This is a genomic window from Coprococcus sp. RTP21281st1_F1_RTP21281_210402, from assembly GCF_040915325.1.
GTDB classification, from domain to species: Bacteria; Bacillota; Clostridia; order Lachnospirales; family Lachnospiraceae; genus Coprococcus; species Coprococcus aceti.
On sequence record NZ_JBCPDQ010000002.1, the window covers coordinates 369,717 to 392,008 of the forward strand.

Below are 22,292 nucleotides of genomic sequence, written 5' to 3' on the forward strand. Positions count from 1 at the left end.
ATAGCCAACATTACCAGAATTAGTCTTATTTTTTCATTGTGTTTTATCCCCCTCTTTAATTATATATAAGTTCAGATCAACCTAGTTTGTAATTCAATAATGTAGTATATCTATATTGATGTCAACAAATTATTTTGCTAATATGTTCAGTTACAACGACATCTCTATATGCCAATGAAGGTGGAGGAGCTGTCTGACTACGTTGGAATCAACAGAAGCTATTTCTCCGACCTGTTCAAGCAGTACACCGGGATGAGTCCTGTGAAATACCTGCAGAATTTCCGCATAACAAAAGCCCAGCATATGCTTACCATATCTGAGCTTTCTATAGAAAGTATTGCATTTTCATGCGGCTACCAGTCCGCCGAGGCTTTCCACAAGATCTTCCGCAAGACCACCGGCATGTCGCCTAATGCCTACCGGCAGGAAAAACGCCAGAGAACCATCTCCAGCCAGGAAACCATGAACAATAACCGGCCGGATTATATCGAGACGGACGACGAGCTGTGATCTTTACAAGGCCACAGCTCGCTTATCATTTTGACATATTCTATTTATCATAAGCACAATATAAACGCAATTACATGAATCACCAGATCATTGTCGGATGCCACATTATCAGCAATAACAAACACAAACCAAATCTCCTTTGAATCAAACGCATTTATATTTTAAAAAGTGTTAGCAGTAGAATACTTACCATTTCCATACCTTGACTATAGTTCAAGAGATTACATATGTAATCTCTCTTTCTACCATTAACACTATGTTCTGATTTAGGTTAAACTCAATCTTTGTCATTTGCTTCACGATATTATAATCTTTACTAATTTATCTTATAAAGTTCGTCTGGTTGCCTCTCTCCGTGTCAGGGAGTGCAACACCTGCTGCCTTGCCGGCTTCAAAGCATTTGAGCATCCATGCAAGGTTCTTAGCAAGATTCCTCATGGTCTGCATACCCTCCGCATCCAGCTCAGCCTCTCCAGGCACGCGTCCGTGTACAAGATTCCAGTATGTAGAGCCAGCCACCGGCATCTGTGATATTCCAAAGTATTTATTCATCACATCGAATGATGCTGATGTTCCGCCACGTCTTGCAACTGCCACAGATGCACCCGGCTTGAATGCAAATGCACGGCCGCTGCTGTAGAATACTCTGTCAAGGAATGACTGCACACGTCCGCTTGGATGAGCATAGTATACAGGTGTTCCAAATACCAGTCCGTCTGCTTCCTTTGCCTTGGCAACGAACTCATTTACCTTATCGTCATCAAACACACAGCCTTTTTCCGTACACTGTCCACAGCCTATGCAGTCTCTCAGTGGATCTGCACCGATCTGGAATATCTCATAGTCTATTCCCTCTTTGTTAAGCTGCTCTCCTACCTCGTAAAGCGCACGATATGTATTGCCTTGTGACTTCGCACTTCCATTCAACATTAAAACCTTCATATTCAGTTCCTCCAATCATTCAATCATCTTTCATTACTAACTTAGCCACAACACATGGCAGTTTCTTCTATATTATATACACTTTACTATAAGAATTTCCAGTTGTTTGTCTGCGCATAGTCCAAACTGCCATCACCGCCTGATCGACTTCCTGTACTCCATAGGAGACATTCCTTTTTCTTTTTTAAACACCCTGCTAAAGTAAAGCGGATTATCGTATCCAACTATCTTTGCTATCTCCGTCATGTTGTAGTCCGAGCTCTCGAGAAGCATCTGGGCGTTGGCTATACGCTTTGACATGATGTACTGTGTGGGCGTGGTGCCGATGCGCTGTCTAAAGTTCCGTATGAACCAGCTCACGCTCATGTTATGCTCATTTGCATAACTTTCCACCACTATCTCTTCGTTATAATGCTCTCCCAAATATGCCGCCGCACGGTCCATCTCCTCTGCCATGGCCGAAAAGGTTTTTGAATCATCCTGCTCCTGCTGCCTGTGAGCTGAGATAAGCATCTGTCTGAATATGTATTCCAACATCTCCTCATAGTCATCCCGGCAGAGCTGTAGCTCCTGTATCATTTGCCTGAACAAAATTCTGTACTCAGCATGGTCTCCACCATAGAACATATTCACATCGTCATTTATTCCGTACCGCCTGAGTGTCTGCTTCACCTCTCCCCCGGTGAAATGCACCCAGAACACCTCCGTGTGTTCGTCTCCGTAATACACATACCGTTGCATCTGTCTCGGCCTGTATATCACCATGTTTCCGGGACAGGCGATCACATCCTGCCCATTTATCTCAAAATGTGCCTTTCCCGCCGCCACATATATGAGCTGATAATCCTTACGCCCCTTAGGTCTGTAGGTCGTAAACTCTTTCTGTGTATACAGCTTGTACGTTCCGCAGCTTGTGACTATGAGCGGTCTGCTCTTGTCCACTATGTCGAGCAGTGAGTTGTGAAGATATGCTGAGTTTGTATACATGTGTGGCTCCTTTCTATATGGCAAATTACACTATTATTTCACTATTTTTACACTATTTTGAAGCGTGTGCAGGCACATCCTGTATGCTTTATACTTTTTCTTTTGTCTGTTCAGAGACTTCACCCTGCAAGCGGACTTGCAGGGTGCGGCGTATCCGTCTTATAAAACTAGAATGTGCATATTTTGTCTCATTATATGTATGGACTTTTCATGTGACATTATCTTATAATATATCTAACAAACTACGAATATACAACGTTTTATATATTAAATTAACCACAGGAGGTATTGTTATGATCATTCCGCGTCACTACGAAAATCTGCATATTCTGCATGAGAACACCATGCCGAATAGGAATTACTATATTCCTGCTGGGAAGGCATACAGCACATCCCTTGATGCAAGGGATCTCTCGGACAGAGTACAGTTTCTGAATGGAACCTGGAAGTTCCGCTACTACGACAGCATTTACAAGCTTCAAGACGAATTCTACAGTGAGGGATATGATATATCCGGTTTCGATGATATTCCGGTTCCATCAGTATGGCAGATGCACGGATACGACTATCATCAGTATACCAATGTCAGGTATCCATTTGCATTTGACCCACCTTATGTTCCAAAGGGCAACCCATGCGGAGCATATGTGACCGACTTCGACTACGATCAGAACGAGGACGCGCCACTCGCGCACTTGAACTTTGAGGGTGTAGATTCCTGTTTCTATGTATGGCTCAACGGCAGGTATGTTGGCTACAGCCAGGTATCCCATTCGACCAGTGAATTTGACATAACCGAATTCATAAGAAACGGCTCCAACAGGCTCTGCGTGCTGGTCCTCAAATGGTGCGACGGAAGCTATCTTGAGGATCAGGATAAGTTCCGCATGAGCGGTATTTTCAGGGATGTATATATCCTGAAACGCTCTGAGGGTGCTGTATACGACTATTTCATAAAGACCAGCTGTGACGATATAACGGAGCCAACTAAGGCAGATGTAACCATAGACTTCACAGCATTTACAGAATATTCCTGCGTTGAAGACCGTTTTTCATCAAAATCGGAAACAGTGGTTGATAAAGGCGCTGATTCAAATGTTGATATTGAAGTTACTATTCTGGACGCCGATGGCAGCATATGTTCATCAGGTTGTGTAAAATGTGAAATTTCCGCTCAGAGCGATGCCAATACCAATGCAGCCGAGATTAAAACCACAGCCAGCTCCAGCAGCATTACTTTGTCGATTGACTCCCCTGTGCTGTGGAATGCAGAAAAGCCATATCTCTACACTGTCATCATAAGATGCGCCGGTGAGGTCATCACTGACAGGATAGGAATCAGGGAGATAACGATAGAGAATAAGATCGTGTACATCAACGGCATGCCGATCAAGTTCCACGGAGTGAACAGACACGACTCTGACCCTGTGACCGGTTTTACGATCAGCAGAGAACAGATCATCAGGGATATGTCTTTCATGAAGCGGCACAATGTCAACGCCATAAGGACAAGCCATTATCCAAATGTTCCTTATTTCTATGAGCTCTGCGACGAATATGGATTCTATGTGATAGATGAGGCGGATATAGAGGCTCATGGTCCAAGTGAATTATTCTATTCGGATAATAGCTGGGAGAACAAGGCTGCAAGGTGGAATGAGCCGATCGCAGACAACCCTGAATTCTGCGAATCCATACTGGACCGCATCAGGCACTGCGTCATCAGGGACAAGAACCGTGCCAGCGTGGTCATCTGGTCCATGGGAAATGAGAGTGCATACGGCGTGACATTTGAGAAGGCTCTGGCATGGGTCAAGTCCTATGACAGCTCCCGTCTCACCCACTACGAGAGCGCCCAGTATACAGACGGCAAGAGAAAATACGATTACAGTAATCTGGATCTCTACAGCAGAATGTATCCATCCATATCCGAGATGGCTGAGTATATAGATGGTGATGGCGACAAGCCTTACATCCTGTGCGAATATTGTCATGCCATGGGCAACGGCCCTGGAGATCTGGAGGACTACTTCCAGTTCTTCGACAGCCACGAGACCACCTGTGGCGGTTTTGTGTGGGAGTGGTGCGACCACGCCATATACAGGGGCAAGGCGGCAAACGGCAAGGATATGTACGCCTACGGTGGAGACAGCGGTGAGACTATCCACGACGGCAACTTCTGTATGGACGGTCTGGTGTATCCGGACCGCAGACCACACACAGGACTTCTTGAATTCAAGAACATCAACCGCCCGGTAAGGATCACTGGATATGATGAGACAAATGGAGTTTTGACTCTGCACAACTACATGGATTTCACTGACATCAGGGACTACCTCACTATGAGCTATGAAGTCACTTGTGATGGACAGGTGGTTACATCCGGAAATATTGATGTTCCTTCCGTGGCACCTCACGGCGATGGAACTGTCAGCCTGAACCCTACTACAAATATACAGAAATCATTGTCAGACTTATATGCAGCAAGTCATGCTGACATTTCTGGCAGCTCAGATGTTACTGATCGTTCCAGTGTTGTTGAATGTTCAGATGTCGCCGATTGCACAAAAGATATTATTACACACAGAATGTTTCTCCGTGTGATATATAAGGCAGCTTGTGACAGTGCATTCGTAAAGAAAGGTGATGTGTTGGGATTTGACGAGATAGAACTTGCCACACAAAAACAGAACGCAGACAAGGTCCTGGATAAAGCATCGTCTTTGGACAAGGCGCAGAATTTGGCGGAACAATATCTGACTACTCAGGATACAGCTTCTGCCCATCTTCATGTATCGGAAAGCGACACAGAATTTGTTGTCAGCGGAAGTAATTTTGAATATATATTTGACAGGAACACAGGAAACTTTACAGGCTTTGCAATGGACGGTCAGGAACTTCTCGCTGCTCCATGCGATAAGACTATCTGGCGCGCGCCTACAGACAACGACAGAAATATCAAGAACGAGTGGTTAAGAGCCCACTATGACATGATATCCGAGAGGACATATGAGACTGGCTGCATTATAAAAGATGGATGTGCCGTGATATCGTGCACGTCAAGCCTCTCAGCACCAACGGTACAGCCTGTTCTGAGGATAAACGCTGAATGGATAATAACACCTGAAGGAACTATAAAATCAAAAATGCATGTAAAGAAAAATGCTGAATTCCCTACGCTCCCAAGATTTGGCGTGAGGATGATTTTGATAGAAGATATGCGAAATGTAAATTATATCGGTATGGGTCCATATGAAAGCTACGCAGACAAGCACCATGCAAGCTGGCATGGCTCATTTTCTGCATCCATTGACGAGATGCACGAGGACTATATCATGCCACAGGAAAATGGAAGCCACTTTGACTGTAGCCTTGTTCAGGTCAGTGCCCCTGGAGCAAGCGACGAGTCTGACAGGAATAGCTCCGACAAAAATAACTTTGTCAACGGTTCATCATATCAGAGCATTTGCAATGCGCAGACAGCCGAAACGATCGCAGCTACAACAGCCCACAGCATAACCGTGACATCCGCTGTGCCATTTTCAATGAACGCCTCGCCTTACACCGCAGAGGAACTCACAGTGGCAACCCACAACTACGAGCTGCCAGAGAGTGACAAGTCCGTCCTGTGCATAGACTATCGCCAGAACGGAATCGGCTCCAACAGCTGCGGCCCCGAGCTTGATGAGAAATACAGATTTGACGAGGATGAGTGGGAATTTGGATTTACCATGCATGTGAAATAGATACAAAATTATCGCTAAATTAAGTTTATCTCATGAAAAAGGACAAAGCCTCCAAACTTTGTCCTTTTTTCCGCTTATATGAGTATTTAGATACAATTTTGTATCTTTTTCACCATTTTGACTGTGATTAGCGAGAATCAATTATCAGATTTACCCGAAATCTGCCAAGCAGCGGTATTCCTCTTCATCCGGCGCATCTTCTCCGGATCCTTGCCCGATTTTTGGACGCCACCTACCACATCGTACTCTATGCCAGATGACACATCGACTACGTCAGGATGCACCTGCTCTATCGCCCGCCGCACATTGTCCGGCGTGAGACCTCCGGCAAGCACAAACAGCCTTCCATCTCTGTCGATATCCGTCAAACTGTTCCAGTCAAATGTCTTGCCACTTCCAGGTTCACCGGCATCGAACACATAACCTGCAACATTCGAAAGGCTTTGATAATGTGGGTACATATCCATATCCTTCACATTAAACGCCTTCCACACAGGCAAATGCGCACTCTCTATAAGCTCATCGCTGGTCTGTCCATGAATCTGTATCACATCAAATCCCAGCTCACCTATCTCCGCTATCTGCTCCGCATCCGGGGATACCACCACTGCAACCTTCTTCACATCTTTCCTCAGTTCTTCAAGCAACCTGCGCGCAGTCTCCGCACTGACATTTCTCTTTGATTTCGGGAAATACATCACCATTCCTATATAATCAGGTCTCACTTCATTCACCGCGGCCACATCGGCCGGGGTCGTGATTCCGCACATCTTTATCTTCATGCTGTCTCTCCTATTTTTTTAACATCGGCTCGCCAACAGGCGAAAACTGATGCTACATATCCTTATCGAACGTCAACCCTGAGAGGTCGAGTTTATATACCGTATCAGCCATCTTTTCGTTTTCCAGAAACATTGTCATATATATCGGAAAATATACTTTTTTGCCGCTGACCTCTACATTTCCCTCCGAAAAAACATATGCATATTCTATTCCGTAATTTTCATCAGCCAAGACATTGCACAGCGCAGAGTGTCGTTTGTAATCCTTACCCGATTTTATCTCCAGTGGAACTACTTTACCATTCAGTTCTATTACAAAATCAAGCTCACCCTGCTTTTTGCTGTTAAAATAATATTCTTTATGACCTTTGCTGAGTAGTTCCTGGGAAACCATATTTTCAAATAGCGCACCATTGTTTATAGACTTTTCTTTATTCAGTATCGCCATTTTCACCTGATCCGAATACCTACTTGTCAGCAGCCCTACATCGGAGAAAAATAGTTTAAAGAGATTCCTATTCTCACTGATCACAAGCGGAAGTTTCGGCTCACTTATATTGTAGACCGGTATCGCAACCCCAGCATCCTTAAGCCACAGAAAATCATTTGCAACCCTATCATAACTGAGGCCTTTACCTATACTATTGATCTGGAATCGTTTATTTTTCTGATCAAGCTGTCCCGGCATAACATCATATATCTCCTGCAGTTTCAGCTTGTACCTTGTCTCATACTTTGTGAAATCACTTCTGTACAATTTAACTATCTTTTCATGTACCTCCGCTACCTTCGCAAGATCATTTGTCTCCACATAGGTATTGACCGCCTCCGGCATTCCGCCCACGATAAGATACAGATTAAATACATCAAGCATTTTTTCATGTACAAACGAATCAACAGGCAGCCTCTGCGTAAAGCATTCCTTCAGTGTGTCGATCACATTCTGATTCACACCAACAGAAACCATAAATTCGTGCAGATCCATCGGATACATATCACATACACGCAGATATCCAACCGGCGCAGATCTGAGATCATTCAGCTCTACGCCCAAAAGCGAACCGCTCATGATATACCTGTAGCTTCCATCTTCCACCAGGAACTTCACTCTTGTCACTATATCTTTAAACTCCTGCACCTCATCCAGAAATATGATCGTACGGCCTTTCTCAAGAGGCTGTTTTGTCACCAGACTAAGTCTCATAAGCAGATCCTTTGCATCTCTGGCACCGCCAAACAATGTGACAAGCTCCGGCTGGTCAATAAAATTCAATTCCACATATGGCACTCCACTTTCCCTGAGGCATTCTTTTATAAGATATGTCTTACCAATCTGTCTCGCTCCCGTTATGAGCAAAGCGTCTCTGCCGCTCTGAATCCATGAATCTATATATTTTTTTGCCGATCTTTCCAGCATAAAATCACCCCACGTACTGCATTTGCAACTTTTCTATCCCTATGATATCAATTTTTTGCAACTTTTCCAACCTTTTCGCGGTGATTTTTGCAACTTTTCCAACCTTTTTTCGGCAGATTATGCAACTTTGCGAGCTTTAGTAACAATTTTCTTTTATTTTACGGCGGGTCCTCCTTATGAAAATATCTGTCCGGGCAGTGTCTTTTTCTCTTTATATAGAAACTGCCTGTCGAATTCTTCCACAGCCTTTTCGTCCACGAAATATCCTTCTGGCGGAGCGTACTCACCCGTGACTCCATCAAGATATCCGGAAATCAGCTCCTTGCAGAGGAAAAACGATGCATCCTCCCCCTCATCAAGTCCATGATAGCGAATGCCAAACTCGCTTGCCGGTCTGAATCCGCTTTTGCCATAAAAATCAATATTCCCCTCAAAGCATAGTGCACCGCAGCCAAGTCCTGCAGCCTTCTGCAACGAATAATCCAGTTCCGGGACAAATGCACTGTCATTTCTCAGCTGATTGAGCACATAGTGTTCCAGGCAGCCGGGACGATACACATTCCAGAAACTGTCCCGCACCAGATTCTCGACTTCCCGGTATTCATCCTCTTTCTCCAGCCGTATAACCAGATCATCATTATGACTGACTTGCGTAATATTTATGTGAATTTGTCAAGCATTTTATATATTATTTTCTTACCTGTCTGGCAGCCTCAACCATATTTCTGAGGCTGGCGTCAGTCTCAGGCACACCTCTGGTCTTAAGACCGCAGTCCGGATTGATCCAAAGCTTATCCCTGCCTATCTTCGTGAGCATGACATTTACCGCCTTCACGATCTCTGCCACCGACGGAACTCTTGGAGAGTGAATATCATATACGCCAGGTCCCACCTCTGTCTCAAAGTTGTTCTCCCTGAGAGAATCCAGGATCTGCAGATCGGATCTTGACGCCTCAAATGTGATCACATCCGCGTCCATATCATCTATGGCAGGTATGATATCCGTAAATTCACTGTAGCACATATGTGTGTGTATCTGTGTCTCAGCCTTCACACCGCTGTGTGTCAGACGGAATGCAGGTATCGCAAAATCAAGGTACTCCGTATACCAATCAGATTTTCTGAGTGGAAGCTTTTCTCTGAGTGCAGCCTCATCTATCTGTATCATCTTTATTCCATGCGCCTCCAGATCCAGCACCTCATCTCTGATCGCAAGCGCTATCTGTGATATAGATTCCTTGATTGATATATCCTCCCTTGGGAATGACCAGTTGAGTATCGTCACCGGACCGGTCAACATTCCCTTCATGATCTTGTCTGTGAGCGACTGCGCATATACAGACCAATCAACCGTGATCGGCTTTTTGCGGTATACGTCACCCCATATCACAGGCGGCTTTACGCATCTCGTTCCATATGACTGTACCCATGCTTTCTCAGTGAACAGGAATCCGCCAAGTGCCTCACCGAAATATTCAACCATGTCATTTCGTTCATACTCGCCATGCACTAGCACATCCAGTCCGATGTCCTCCTGCCACTTTACACATTCCTTTATCTTTCCCTTTACAAAGTCCACATATTCCTGCTCAGATATCTCTCCCTTTCTGAGCTGTGCTCTCTGTGACTTCACATCCTTAGTCTGTGGGAATGAACCTATAGTGGTTGTCGGAAGCTCAGGAAGCCCAAATTCCTTCTTCTGAAGTGCCTGCCTCTCGCTTCTCTTCGGAAGTCTTGCATAATCTGCCTCAGTCACTGCCGCAAGCCTCTGTCTCACCTCGTCGCTGTTGCAGTCTCTTGTTCCCGCAAATAACTCCTGATTCTTGTGGTATGCCTCAAGCTCTGTATAGTTATAACTCTCGGCAAGTGCCGCAAGCTCCGAGAGTTCAATAAGTTTCTCCTCTGCAAATGCAAAGAACCTCAGATAGTCCTGTGATAGCTTCGTCTCTTGCTTAAGTGTGTATGGCACATGAAGCAGTGAGCATGATGTAGACAGAACCACATCTATCTTCTTATCGCGGAGCTGCCCTACTACATTGAGAGTCTTGTCGTAATGATTTCTCCATATATTTTTGCCATTTACCAGGCCGGCAAAAAGTACCTTATCCCCAGGGAAGCCGTATCTGTCTATAAGCTGACCGGTCTGTTTGCCCTCTATAAAATCAAGGCCTATTCCGGCAAATGGCATATTTATGATATCTTCATACACATCCCTCACATCACCGAAGTATGTCTGGAGAAGTATCTTACAGTCTGCACGATCTGCAAATACCCTGTCATACACCCTGTGGAAAAGTGCCTTATCATCGTCATCCATATCTCTCACCAATGATGGTTCATCAAATTGCAGCCACTCCACATTCTCTTCATCGCACTCGGCGATAAGCTGTCTGTAAGCCTCTGCCACATCATCAGCAAAATCTTCTGCATTCTTTGATCCCACATATCTGCATAGCTTAAGCATTGTGTATGGTCCTATAACCACAGGCTTTGTCTTGATCCCCAGCTCCTTGGCCTCCTCGTATTCACCTGTAAGTTTCTCGCAGTCAAGGCTTATCACTGTGTCATCCTCTATCTCCGGAACTATGTAATGATAGTTTGTGTTAAACCACTTCTTCATCGCAAGAGCCTTCACATCCCCGGATTCTCCCTGATACCCCCTTGCCATGGCAAAGTACGTGTCAAGCTTTGAGACATTTAGCTCTCTGTATCTCTTTGGCACTATTCCGAGAAGAACTGCTGTATCAAGCACTATATCGTAAAATGAAAAGTCGTTGCACGGAATAAAGCCTATCCCTGCTGCCACCTGTGTCATCCAGTGTCTGTGTCTGAGATCCGCTGCAATTCCTGTAAGCTCCTGCGCCGTTATCTCATGTCTGAAATATTTTTCAGATGCAAATTTTAACTCTCTTAATGTTCCCACCCTTGGAAATCCTATAACCGATGTCTTCATCATATCCTCCTGTAATTTCATGCGTCTGCTCCACAAATTTTCGTAAGGAGGACCCGCTTGCGGGAGATTCCTTGCGTAGTACGCAGACGCCGTGCGAAGCGCCTTTCATGCGTCTGCTCCACATTATATAAAGACATCCCTCACTTGTATAATACATAAAAATATAGCGTGAATATAGTTTTACGCTATATCCGCGCTATATTTATATCTTGTATTCTATGTCAGCTATGTGGCTTTAACCCTTCTCATATGTTCCGCAGCCTTCTCCGTCACATCTCCACAGGCAGGCTCTCCGTCATCCCTCATCTCGTTGAAGCGTCCCCTGTGCTGGAGCTTTCTCTGAGGAATTTTTACTGAATCTTCCGGCTCGTCACTGCCAGCCGTGAGATAATTTGCCAACGCACCGAGATAGGTGTTTCCAAGTCTGCTGAGGATCGCCTTCCTGTGGACGATATACCCTATCCTCATATCGCTCTCATCCGCAAGTGGCACCGATATAATGTCCTTGCCGTTCAGCTTTTCATCTATGACACCGCTGCACACAGTATATCCATTCAGACCTATCAGCAGATTGAACAGTGTCGCTCTATCCCTGACTCTTATATTCTTCTTTCGCTCCGTCGTAGAGAATATTTCCTCCGAGAAGTAAAAAGAGTTGTGCTCTCCCTGCTCAAATGACAGATATGGATACGCCTCCAGCTCTTCATTTGTTATGATATCGTTCTTCGCCAGTGGATGCTTTCTGCTTATGAACACGTGAGGCTTTGCCACAAACAGCTCATGAAATTCCAGGTCATTTGCCCGGAGGATCTTGTTCAGCACCTTCTCATTGAAGTCATTCATGAACAATATTCCGATCTCGCTTCTCATCCTGGCGACATCATCTATGATCTCATAGGTCTGTGTCTCCCTTATGCTGAAATCATATTCGTCCTGTCCATACCTCTTTATCAGGTCAACAAATGCATTTACCGCAAATGAATAATGCTGGGTGGACACGCAGAAGCTCTTCTTGCCGCCATCGTCCCCCTTGTATTTGTCCTCAAGGACCTTCGCCTGCTCAAGCACCTGTCTCGCATAGCCGAGGAAGACCTCGCCCTCTATGGACGGACTTATTCCCTTATTTGACCTGTTGAATATATTTATCCCCATCTCTTTTTCCAGCTCATGGATGGCATTTGTCAGGCTTGGCTGGGATATATACAGCCGGTTCGCTGCCTCGGTGATCGTGCCCGTATCCGCAACCATCACCACATATCTAAGCTGCTGAAGTGTCATATTCTCACCTGCTTTCTACTATTATTTTCTTGAACTGCTTTGCTGCCTCATTCAGCGGGTGCAGGCAGTCATACACAAGACATACATTCCTGTCCGGAAGCTTTTCCTCAAGTGAAAGCTTTACAACCTCTTTGTTCTTTACTGCCTCCCTCGCCATCAGTTCCGGTATAAATGCAAGTCCAAGCTCACACTTCACAAGTGGCAGTATCTGATCCGTGGTGGCCGCCTCCGTGTCCGGCGCAAGCTCCACGCCATGCTCCCTGAATATTCTGTCGTAGAATCTGAATGTCATAGTCTCCCTGCCTAGACAGATCATAGGATAGTTCCTCATCTCCGCAATGGACAGTTTTTGCTTTTTAAGTGAAGAAAATGTCGTTCCGCCGATAAGTATCTCACGATATGACTGCAGCACGATCTTCTTGAGAGGAGCCTCCACATCAGCCGGAGTTGTAACTACTGCAAAGTCTATACTTCCATTCTTCACTTCATCCACAGCCTGAGGTGTAGAATGGTTGTATATCTTGAGATTTATACCCGGATACGCCATGTGAAATGCCCGCAGTCTGTCCAGCAGATATATATTTAACGCCGTCTCACTGACACCTATCGTTATACTTCCGTGAGTGAGATTCTCACCATCTGCCAGCTCATCCTCCGCCGTCAGAAGCTGTGACATTGCAGCCTCCACATATGAATAGAGCTGTTCCCCGTCTCTTGTGAGCTGTACACCCCTGTTTGTCCTGACAAATAGTATCCTTCCAAGCTGCTGCTCCAGGCAGTTCATCGCCCTGGTCACATTTGGCTGACTGTTTCCAAGAACCTTTGCGGCTTTGGTAAAGTTATGATATCTCGCAACATAATAAAATATCTTATAATACTCGAAATTAACGTTCATAATCTATTGTTAGCCACAGACTATATTACATGTCTGCTATACTCCCTTTCTTAAAATTATTTTCCATGCAGCATCCCCAACATATCATTTTATTATCGCTGCCATATCAATTATGATTTTCACTTATTGCTACTCCAATAGTATAATCTAACCAGATTTAAATGACAAGACAGCATTTATCATATGAAAGGATGCGCATATCTATGGAAGGAAAGACCATTTTCCCAAGGGAAGAAAAATCAGAAATATTATTTGAAAAGATCCTCAGGGATCCCTGGGCATGTGAAAAGCTCATGGACACATTCTGTAATTACCTGTTCTGCAATGATGACTTCGACTGCAATCTTTCACCGGAAGAATTTACAAAATCACTGCTCTCAGCTTATCTGGACAGAGATATGTCGGCATTCCTCATGTCCATCTGCAACAATACAATGTTCGATCTGCTAAGAAATTCCTACCTCATCCCATATCGCTTCAACGCCGATGGCAAGACCAATCCTGTCATCATGACCGGTGAGCACGGCGAACTTCTGCCTGAATTCAGAAACTCTGTAAGAGAAAAGGATTATCAGCACTTTCACGATATATACACACATATGACACACAACGAGAATATGTATCTTGCAAAGGCGTACAGATACAGCCATGAATACACTTCTGACAACATGGAAGTCGGGCAGAAGATCCTTGAAGAGTGCACCGGAGTCCTGCTCATCAGGGAGCTGCCGGACACGGTAAAGCTCAAGGAGACCGAAGCTGAGGCATACTGTGCTGTGTGGGATATCATGGTTGAACTGGAGAAGAATCTTCCCATGGCATTTGTATTCTACGGTCAGGATACTTTGGGCAAACAAGGCATGCGATATGACGAGCTTGGAATATTCCTGCCGGATTCACTGCTCATGAAGAATCTGGAAAGACACGTTGCGAAAGCCGAGGCGATCATATATGCGGAAAAGTAAGAATGCAAAAAACGCAAATGCAGAATCGTACATAGACATTATGGAGAAAAATCACATGGAGATCCCATGGCATGACTACGCCAGTGCCGACAGCAATGTACTCATATGCAAGGCAGGTCTGATTGAAAAGGCTTCTGTCATAGGCAGAGTCGGTCTTATCATGCTCTCATGCGGAACAGGTGCATGGCGTGTCCGTACTTCCATGAACAGGCTTTCCAAGGAACTGGGCGTCACATGTACCGTCGATGTCGGACTCATGTCCATAGAATTCAACTGTTTTGACGGTCACGACTGTGTATCACAGTCCCTGTGCATCGCCAATACAGGCGTGAACACCTCAAAACTCTACAGAATGGAGCAGTTTGTTGACAATTTTCCAAATGAAGAGGCGCATCTGACCGGTGAGGAAATCCATCAGAGACTTGATGAGATAGAAAAAATACATACCTTGTACTCTCCTCTCCGTCTCGGACTTGCCTCTGCCCTCGCTTGCTGTGCCTTCACATTTCTTCTAGGCGGCGGGCCTGTAGAAATGATGCTGGCATTTGTCGCAGCTGGAATTGGAAACCTCATAAGGACAAAGCTTATCAAACACCATTTTACTTTATATATGAACATAGCGGTATCCGTGTCAGCCGCTTGTCTTGTGTACGCACTGCTGCTAAAGGCCGCTGAACTGGCATTCCATATACCCGCCTTCCACGAAGCCGGATATATCTGCTCAATGCTGTTCATCATACCGGGTTTTCCATTCATCACCAGCGGCATAGACCTTTCAAAGCTGGATCTGAGATCAGGACTTGAGAGGCTTACATACTCGATCATCATTGTGCTTGTGGCAACGATGTTCGCATGGATCATGGCGCTTCTGCTGAAGCTTCACCCACAGGATTTTGTAGCACTCGACATAACACCAGGACTTCATCTGGTATTCAGATTGATTGCCAGCTTCTGTGGTGTGTTCGGATTCTCCATCATGTTCAACAGCTCCATACACATGGCCGCCACAGCCGCTGCCATCGGTGCCATAGCCAACACTCTCCGTCTTGAACTGGTAGATCTTGCCGGCATTCCTGCAGCTGCCGCCGCATTTGCCGGAGCCCTCACAGCCGGACTGCTCGCTTCATTCATCAAAAGCACCAATGGTTATCCGCGAATCTCACTGACAGTCCCATCTATAGTCATCATGGTTCCAGGACTTTATCTTTACCGGGCAATATACAACTTTGGAATCATGTCACTTTCCGATGCCGTGTCCTGGTTTGCAGCTGCCATCATGATCATCATAGCCCTGCCACTTGGACTGATATTTGCAAGGATCCTGACGGACAAAACCTTCAGGTACTGCACCTGATCCCCAAATGGGGACAGGCACCTCCGTCCCCCAGATGGGATCAGCGCCTGAATGTCAAATCTACAACCAAGGAGTATATGAACCATGAAGTTTTATCCACATAGACAAATGTCAGAATCTTTCATCACCGCGGCCTTCCTGTCAGTATCAGGAGGCCTGCAGGATGCATATACCTATATATTCAGAGGAAAGGTATTTGCAAATGCACAGACAGGCAACATAGTTCTTCTCGGTCAGAATCTTGTAGACCGAAACTGGAGAATGTGTGTACACTATGCCGTTCCTCTATTATTTTTTGCGCTTGGAATTGCTGCTGCCGAGTGTATAAAACAGAAATTTCAGAATATGCAGCAGTTTCACTGGAGACAGATCGTTGTATTGTGTGAGATTTTTCTGCTTCTTATCGTGGGATTTCTTCCCATAAAACTCAATCTTCTCGCAAATGCCATGGTTTCATTTTCATGTGCCATGCAGGTTCAGGCATTCAGGAAGGTCAACGGCTACGCATTTGCCAGCACCATGTGCATTGGAAATATCCGAAGCGGCACAGATGCCCTGTGTGCATACTTCAGAACAAAGGACAGGAACACACTGTTCAAATCCCTATGCTACTGGGCGATCATCCTGCTATTCGGAATCGGTGCCGCTGTGGGCGGTCACTTCATCCGTATATTTGATATGAGGACCATCTGGTTCTCCTGCTGTCTGCTGTTCGTAAGCTTTCTGTTCATGTTCATCAAGGAAGAGAGAGAGTAAAAATGAGCTTACGCGGGTCCTCAAGGAGCAGACGCAGATCAGTAGTCTCCTCTATCGACAACAATCTGGAATCCGAACGCCTCTGCGCGCCTGTCAAGGCAGCCGCGGCACTGAGCTGATTCCTCCCCCGTGCATATCTTGTTGTCGTAGAGCTCGTATTTCTTTCGGACAGACACAGGAGACAGATTCGGCATGACCACATTCGCACCGTGCATAAACCCACGCTCCCTGCCATCCGCCGCTATCGTTCCGAGAGATGTGGTGGATGGTATGAGTGCCTTCGGGAACATCAGTCTCAGCAGGCTTATCATCACCAACGTCTGCCTGACCGTTCCCTGCTTCATCTTCGCAAATGGCGTCTCCTTGTGAGGAACATACGGCCCGATTCCTATCATCTGTGGTTGCAGCTTCGCAAGGAAATGCAGATCCTCGGCCAGATTCACCGGCGTCTGATACGGCGATCCCACCATGAATCCGCTTCCCACCTGATACCCAAGACTTTTAAGATTATACAGACATCTGACTCTGTTGTCATAGCTCATCGAATCCGGGTGTAATCTTTCATAATGCACCCTGTCCGCGGTCTCATGTCTCAGAAGATATCTGTCCGCCCCGGCCATCCGCCACAGCCTGTAAGTCTCATATGGATGCTCGCCAAATGACAGCGTGACAGCACAGTCCGGATATCTCTCCTTGATGCACCTCACTATGTCAGCTATAGCCTCATCCGAAAAGCCTCCGTCCTCGCCTCCCTGAAGCACAAATGTGCGAAATCCCAACACATATCCCTCATCGGCACAAGCCAGAATCTGATCCATTGTCAGACGATATCTGTCCACATGGCTGTTGCTCTTCCTGATACCGCAGTAGTAGCAATCATTCTTGCAAATGTTCGTAAACTCGATAAGTCCTCTTATATATATCCTGTTGCCAAAACTCTGATGAGCCAGATCGTAAGCCTTCCTTCTGAGATACTCAAAGTCAGAGAGATCATCCTGAGAGCTCTGAGGGTTCTCTGAATCCGACAAAATTCTTATAGCTTCACCCAGCTCATTGACTCCCGGCAGTTCACCTCTGCCCTGTCCATATTCAAATGTCTTATCTATGATATCTCTAACTTTTCCCATATAAACTCTATACCCTGTTTTTACATTTATAACTCTGTATGATCAAGTGACTTCCGATACAAGGTAAACAAAGTTACATCCAGATACTCCATTCCATCCCTTTCTACTCCGTCATACACAGCAGACTCCTAATGTGCGCAAGTCTGGCATCAAACTGATCATAGAAATCCTTCTCCGCATCATACATTCCCACATACATAACCTGCAGCACCAGCATGGTCTGATTTCTCGCTGTCTCATCCTCGCCAGCGCGCATATACTCGATCAGGTTTCTCTGCATGTCCTTCTGGAACTTGTGCCAGTCATTTATATATTTCGTGTACCGCGGCAAGTCCTCTGTATCTATCCATTTCGACACCTTGACCTTAGTCCTGCCCGCGCGCTCACACTCATGTATCTGCAGGATGTATCTGAATCCGTCATCGGTGTAATATCTGCCAAGTGGAAAGAGTCTGCAAAAGCCAGGTCTCGCGCTATGGATGCTGCATCTGCCCTCATCGTTTAAGAATGGGCACTTATCCGCCGTCATCCTTATATTTGGAAGCACCAGACCATCCACCACATTGACCTCAAGCTCCTTTTCAAGCAGCTGTGTAAAGTTCTTTCCGGTCTCCTTACAAAGTCTCATCACGTCCAGTGGATCAAGGATGATGGAACTCCCCATCCCTGTGCAGCAGGCATGGCACCCCTTGCACTCATCGCAGTACGCCTTCACCATATCATTCGCATCGTATAATCTTCCATCTGAGATATCTTCCAGTTTCTCATTTCTTATCATAGCAGTAATCCTCAATCATTTTATTATTTGTCTACAGAACACCATACTTGATTCGCACCCTGTCAAGCTTCTCAAGAAATGGTCTTGCCAGCAGCCACAGGAATATCACCGTTGCAGTTCCATGCACCACGTCAAATGGGAATCCCGTCACATATGACGCTATGATCATGCTCCTGTTCACAGCCGGCTGCCAGATTATCACCGACGCCGGATTCATTATTCCGCCGTATATCAGGATACAGATAAGTGCACCGAATATGCACAGTCCAAGCTTTGTCGTGTTCTTTGTCCGCACTCCGCTTTTGGAGAAGAAGAGTCCCGCCATGAACCCCACCAGTCCCATGGCAAACATCTGCCACGGAGTCCACGGGCCCTGCCCCATCAGGAAATTAGACACGAACATGGACATTGCGCCGACCACAAATCCTCCTTCGCAGCCAAATGCCACTCCGGATATGATCACTATGGCCATGGTCGGGCTGAAGTTCGGGAGCATGAAGAATGCCGCCCTGCCCGTGACGGCCAGAGCACACATAACCGCCAATATGACTATATCCCTTACCTTGGGCTTTCTTCCCTCAAATGATACGAAGAACGGGATCATTGCCTCTATTATAATCAGCAGAGATATAAAATAATATTTTTTGTCTCCAAATCTCTCGCATCCAAACCATATCGTAAGTGGAATCACAACGAGCATAGCCACTATACTTAATATCGTTCTCCTGACGGATCTGTGACCGGCAGCTTCCATGACGATATCCTCGTTCTTCTTTTTGGTGACAGGTCTTATAGCAAGGAGCAGCCCCGCTATGGCACATATCATCACTCCATACATAGCCAGATATTTCCATCCCTTTGACGTGATGGTCATCCCTCTCTGCACAAGATCTGCCAGATTGGACTGGGCCATGGTCTGCCAGAAGCAGAATATGATGATCACCGACGTGACAGATATCGTGAGTATCTGCCACCATTTCAGGGGGTCCGTCTCCCGCTCCTTCGTCAGCACAATATCTCTGGTTATTTCAGCGTCAGGAATCCTGTTATCATCATCCACATCTGCATCTTCACATCTGGACTCACGTGAGTCACCACCAGAGCTGCCTTCCCCTCCGGCTTCGCTGTCAGAAACGCCATATGCCCTCAATATGTCGGTCACAGTAACAGCACCATGAAGTATTCCCTGGGAGATCCTTGCCGCCGCAGTGGTGAAGAAATTATTGCCGGCCAGATATTCCTGTACACCATTCACTGTGGCAAGCTCCCCATCGAACAGCAGCGCTATACGGTCTCCCGCCACAGCGCAAAATTCCACGTCATGGCTCACCACCACTATGGTCTTGCCACGCCGCTGCAGATCTCTGAGCATACACTTGAGTTCTGCCTTGAACCCATTATCAAGCCCCTTTGTCGGCTCATCCATGAGCAGAATATCAGGATCATACAGAAGTACCTTTGCAAGTGCCAGCCTCTGCTTCTCTCCTCCTGACAGATCGTAAGGATGTCTGTCCATCAAATGCTCCAGCTTACAGAACCTCACTATGTCCACCAGCTTTTTTCTGTCACTTGCGTCCACCAGTTCTTCCCGTACAGAACGTCTTGTGAAAAGAAGCTCCGGGTTCTGTGGGAGCATGCCCACACTTTTACCCTGTTTTATCTTTATTCTTCCACGGTACGGCTTATTTACCCCCGCTATCAGGGAGAGCAACGTCGACTTGCCGCATCCGTTGCTTCCATTTATCATAAGTATCTCATTATCGTATATGTCAAGATCCAGACCGCGAAGTACTTCCTGCGAACCCTTGTCGTATCTGAAGTGAACCTCATCTATCCTGACTGCCCAGGACTTGTCCTGACGATTCGCAATTTTTCTTGTAGTTTCTACAGCACCATGGTCAGTTTTCTGACCATCTGCCTCCCTGGCATCCCCTTCATCCACCAGCACATACCCAGGCGCAACCTCATGCCCCGATTCCCTGTACTTACTGTCAAACTGTGACAACCAGTTTCGCCCCTCCGTTACGGTCACCGGAGATTCATCCGAGCCATCAAGCCCCAGATACACCTGGACAGCCGCCGGCATGGAGAGATACAATCCATTTCTGTTTATACCTTTTTCCTTTAACCTCTGTCCTTCATTTTTCAGGGTGGCAGCTACCTCCTTGACAGTTCCCTGACACAGCACTGTGCCTTCATCCATGACCACCGCTCTGCTGCACACCGGAAGCACCTCCTCCAGCCTATGCTCAGTCATGATGATGGTCGTGCCAAGCTCCCTGTTGATTCTCACAAGACATGCTATGAATTCATTCGCAGCTATCGGATCGAGCTGGCTGGTTGGTTCATCCAGTATCAGCACCTCCGGAGACAGAGCCATGACCGACGCAAGATTCACCATCTGCTTCTGTCCGCCAGACAGCTCTGCGACACGCCTGTGGAATATCCCGGATAACCCGAAGAATGAACACATCTCCGCAACGCGTCGTCTGATATATCCATTATCGTATCCCAGACTCTCCAATCCAAATGCCAGCTCATGCCACACTTTATCAGTGACAAGCTGTGCATCGACATCCTGCTGTACAAATCCGATCTGCCTTGCTGATGTCCGGTCATCCATCTCCTCCAGGCTTCTTCCTTTGAACTCTATCTTCCCGGACGATCTTCCGTGAGGAGCGATACTTGTCTTCAACTGCCTAAGAAGTGTGGTCTTTCCACATCCGGAACTTCCCAATATGACCACGAATTCCCCCTGCCCCACTGATAGTGTCACATTTTTCAATGCATCAGGCAAATATCTCTCGCCCGAATCATCATTGCTATCGGGATATGCAAATGTCAGTTCTTTTATATCTAATATATTCACCGCTTCTCCTTTGTCACATTTTGCGAATCTTAAAATTTTCTTTTGCCTGCATATATATTGGAACACATATAAGACATACATACACTACATACATACTTACAGTAAGTGTACCACTTATACTTCCTCTTATAGACGGATAATACCAGAACGCAAATCCTCCGCACACACTGCCGGCCAGCACATACAATCCACACACAAGTATAAATGCAAGCGCTTTAGTATCACTTTTTCTAAATCTATACAGTGAATATGCAGATCTTCCGGAAAGTCCATATCCCCTTGATCTCATACTGTCTGCAGTGACAAGCGCCCGTTCAAGAGCCCAGGTTACAACGGCAGAAAACACATGGCAGCCCGTTCTAATTCTCACAAAATGCGAACCTTTTGGTTTGTATCCAGATGCCCTCTGAGCTCTGTACACCTTTCCAAACTGTCCTGATATGTCCGGAATAAACCTCAGTGTCATGGAAAGTATCAGTGACAACACTGGCGCCGCCTTGCCGAACAGATACACCATCTTGTCCGATGATATAACGCAGTTAAAGCACGAAAACCAGCATATCACTGTCACCAGCATAAACGCAGCCATGATTCCATACATTATAGACTCCAATGTCAACGGATTTCCAGACGGAAAATATGTGAGTATCGTCACTCCCTGATGGCTGAACGCCGGGTTGATGAGCGCCGTCAGCAATATAAGTGGGATCATATATTTTATATTAGTCCTGAAGCCATCATATCCCCTAAGCAATACCGAATACACAAATGCCCCTATAAAAGACATGCCCAGGCAAACCGGATGGGTAAATGCCAGGGCATATCCTATAGTGAATATAAAGTATACCAGATTGACTATAGGGTGATATGTGGAAAATGAATCCTGCCTTTTCACAATTATATTTTTATCTCCTATCAATCACTATGTTCAGT

17 protein-coding genes are annotated in these 22,292 nt (G+C 45.9%); 5 read left to right on the forward strand and 12 right to left on the reverse strand.

Annotation, left to right across the window (positions count from 1 at the left end; all coding sequences use genetic code 11):
• Window positions 1-168: 168 nt before the first annotated feature.
• Window positions 169-510, forward strand: a complete 342-nt coding sequence (locus AB5150_RS03685) for an AraC family transcriptional regulator (protein ID WP_022217016.1) — start codon at window positions 169-171, stop codon at window positions 508-510.
• A gap of 321 nt (window positions 511-831) precedes the next feature.
• Here the strand turns inward: AB5150_RS03685 and AB5150_RS03690 are convergent, their stop codons facing one another.
• Both AB5150_RS03690 and AB5150_RS03695 read right to left on the reverse strand, forming a co-directional pair.
• A complete protein-coding gene (locus tag AB5150_RS03690; RefSeq protein ID WP_368291206.1) occupies window positions 832-1,452 on the reverse strand; it encodes a flavodoxin family protein in 621 nt (206 codons plus the stop codon).
• Between the two features lie 132 nt (window positions 1,453-1,584).
• Complete coding sequence (locus tag AB5150_RS03695) at window positions 1,585-2,439, reverse strand: helix-turn-helix domain-containing protein (RefSeq protein WP_368291207.1); 855 nt, start codon at window positions 2,437-2,439, stop codon at window positions 1,585-1,587.
• A gap of 293 nt (window positions 2,440-2,732) precedes the next feature.
• Here AB5150_RS03695 and AB5150_RS03700 point away from each other — a divergent pair, with 293 nt between their 5' ends.
• On the forward strand, window positions 2,733-6,185 hold the full coding sequence (locus AB5150_RS03700; protein WP_368291208.1) for a glycoside hydrolase family 2 TIM barrel-domain containing protein: 3,453 nt from the start codon (window positions 2,733-2,735) through the stop codon (window positions 6,183-6,185).
• A 137-nt stretch (window positions 6,186-6,322) separates the two neighbouring features.
• Here AB5150_RS03700 and AB5150_RS03705 read toward each other — a convergent pair whose 3' ends face one another.
• The 6 genes from AB5150_RS03705 to AB5150_RS03730 form a co-directional block, all read right to left on the reverse strand.
• Entirely contained in the window at window positions 6,323-6,967 is a 645-nt protein-coding gene (locus AB5150_RS03705; protein WP_118649595.1) for a phosphoribosylanthranilate isomerase, read from the reverse strand.
• Window positions 6,968-7,019: 52 nt separating this feature from the next.
• Window positions 7,020-8,384, reverse strand: a complete 1,365-nt coding sequence (locus tag AB5150_RS03710) for an ATP-binding protein (protein ID WP_368291209.1) — start codon at window positions 8,382-8,384, stop codon at window positions 7,020-7,022.
• Window positions 8,385-8,558: 174 nt separating this feature from the next.
• Complete coding sequence (locus AB5150_RS03715) at window positions 8,559-8,963, reverse strand: GNAT family acetyltransferase (RefSeq protein ID WP_349818602.1); 405 nt, start codon at window positions 8,961-8,963, stop codon at window positions 8,559-8,561.
• 109 nt (window positions 8,964-9,072) lie between these two features.
• Complete coding sequence (gene metE / locus AB5150_RS03720) at window positions 9,073-11,337, reverse strand: 5-methyltetrahydropteroyltriglutamate--homocysteine S-methyltransferase (protein ID WP_368291228.1); 2,265 nt, start codon at window positions 11,335-11,337, stop codon at window positions 9,073-9,075.
• A 225-nt stretch (window positions 11,338-11,562) separates the two neighbouring features.
• A complete protein-coding gene (locus AB5150_RS03725; protein WP_161171355.1) occupies window positions 11,563-12,615 on the reverse strand; it encodes a LysR family transcriptional regulator in 1,053 nt (350 codons plus the stop codon).
• Between the two features lie 4 nt (window positions 12,616-12,619).
• Window positions 12,620-13,510 (reverse strand): LysR family transcriptional regulator, encoded by an 891-nt coding sequence (locus AB5150_RS03730; RefSeq protein ID WP_015534579.1) that lies wholly within the window; start codon window positions 13,508-13,510, stop codon window positions 12,620-12,622.
• A gap of 203 nt (window positions 13,511-13,713) precedes the next feature.
• Here AB5150_RS03730 and AB5150_RS03735 point away from each other — a divergent pair, with 203 nt between their 5' ends.
• From AB5150_RS03735 to AB5150_RS03745, 3 genes are all read left to right on the forward strand, one after another.
• Window positions 13,714-14,475 carry a DUF4866 domain-containing protein gene (locus AB5150_RS03735; protein WP_055147436.1) on the forward strand — a complete coding sequence of 254 codons (762 nt, stop codon included), beginning with the start codon at window positions 13,714-13,716 and terminating at the stop codon, window positions 14,473-14,475.
• Window positions 14,462-15,829 (forward strand): threonine/serine exporter ThrE family protein, encoded by a 1,368-nt coding sequence (locus AB5150_RS03740; RefSeq protein WP_055147433.1) that lies wholly within the window; start codon window positions 14,462-14,464, stop codon window positions 15,827-15,829. The genes AB5150_RS03735 and AB5150_RS03740 overlap by 14 nt, the downstream gene beginning before the upstream one ends.
• Before the next feature lie 84 nt (window positions 15,830-15,913).
• Window positions 15,914-16,585: a YoaK family protein gene (locus AB5150_RS03745; protein WP_015534577.1), complete on the forward strand. Its 672-nt coding sequence runs from the start codon at window positions 15,914-15,916 to the stop codon at window positions 16,583-16,585.
• Window positions 16,586-16,623: 38 nt separating this feature from the next.
• Here AB5150_RS03745 and hydE read toward each other — a convergent pair whose 3' ends face one another.
• The 4 genes from hydE to AB5150_RS03765 all read right to left on the reverse strand — a co-directional run bounded on the left by hydE (window position 16,624) and on the right by AB5150_RS03765 (window position 22,254).
• Window positions 16,624-17,712, reverse strand: a complete 1,089-nt coding sequence (gene hydE / locus AB5150_RS03750; protein WP_055147430.1) for a [FeFe] hydrogenase H-cluster radical SAM maturase HydE — start codon at window positions 17,710-17,712, stop codon at window positions 16,624-16,626.
• Window positions 17,713-17,815: 103 nt separating this feature from the next.
• Window positions 17,816-18,490, reverse strand: a complete 675-nt coding sequence (locus tag AB5150_RS03755; RefSeq protein ID WP_015534575.1) for a YkgJ family cysteine cluster protein — start codon at window positions 18,488-18,490, stop codon at window positions 17,816-17,818.
• Between the two features lie 31 nt (window positions 18,491-18,521).
• Window positions 18,522-21,359, reverse strand: coding sequence for an ATP-binding cassette domain-containing protein (locus AB5150_RS03760; RefSeq protein ID WP_368291211.1), 2,838 nt, complete (start codon window positions 21,357-21,359; stop codon window positions 18,522-18,524).
• A gap of 13 nt (window positions 21,360-21,372) precedes the next feature.
• Complete coding sequence (locus AB5150_RS03765; RefSeq protein ID WP_368291212.1) at window positions 21,373-22,254, reverse strand: energy-coupling factor transporter transmembrane component T; 882 nt, start codon at window positions 22,252-22,254, stop codon at window positions 21,373-21,375.
• Between the last annotated feature and the right edge of the window lie 38 nt (window positions 22,255-22,292).

Bases quoted from the DNA above. Each gene is read 5' to 3' on its own strand.
- AB5150_RS03690 (WP_368291206.1), bottom strand. From the start codon at position 1,452: ATGAAGGTTTTAATGTTGAATGGAAGTGCGAAGTCACAAGGCAATACA.
- AB5150_RS03705 (WP_118649595.1), bottom strand. From the start codon at position 6,967: ATGAAGATAAAGATGTGCGGAATCACGACCCCGGCCGATGTGGCCGCG.
- AB5150_RS03740 (WP_055147433.1), top strand. From the start codon at position 14,462: ATGCGGAAAAGTAAGAATGCAAAAAACGCAAATGCAGAATCGTACATA.
- AB5150_RS03735 (WP_055147436.1), top strand. From the start codon at position 13,714: ATGGAAGGAAAGACCATTTTCCCAAGGGAAGAAAAATCAGAAATATTA.
- hydE (WP_055147430.1), bottom strand. From the start codon at position 17,712: ATGGGAAAAGTTAGAGATATCATAGATAAGACATTTGAATATGGACAG.
- AB5150_RS03745 (WP_015534577.1), top strand. From the start codon at position 15,914: ATGAAGTTTTATCCACATAGACAAATGTCAGAATCTTTCATCACCGCG.
- AB5150_RS03695 (WP_368291207.1), bottom strand. From the start codon at position 2,439: ATGTATACAAACTCAGCATATCTTCACAACTCACTGCTCGACATAGTG.
- AB5150_RS03730 (WP_015534579.1), bottom strand. From the start codon at position 13,510: ATGAACGTTAATTTCGAGTATTATAAGATATTTTATTATGTTGCGAGA.
- AB5150_RS03725 (WP_161171355.1), bottom strand. From the start codon at position 12,615: ATGACACTTCAGCAGCTTAGATATGTGGTGATGGTTGCGGATACGGGC.
- AB5150_RS03685 (WP_022217016.1), top strand. From the start codon at position 169: ATGCCAATGAAGGTGGAGGAGCTGTCTGACTACGTTGGAATCAACAGA.
- AB5150_RS03755 (WP_015534575.1), bottom strand. From the start codon at position 18,490: ATGATAAGAAATGAGAAACTGGAAGATATCTCAGATGGAAGATTATAC.
- AB5150_RS03710 (WP_368291209.1), bottom strand. From the start codon at position 8,384: ATGCTGGAAAGATCGGCAAAAAAATATATAGATTCATGGATTCAGAGC.
- AB5150_RS03700 (WP_368291208.1), top strand. From the start codon at position 2,733: ATGATCATTCCGCGTCACTACGAAAATCTGCATATTCTGCATGAGAAC.
- metE (WP_368291228.1), bottom strand. From the start codon at position 11,337: ATGAAGACATCGGTTATAGGATTTCCAAGGGTGGGAACATTAAGAGAG.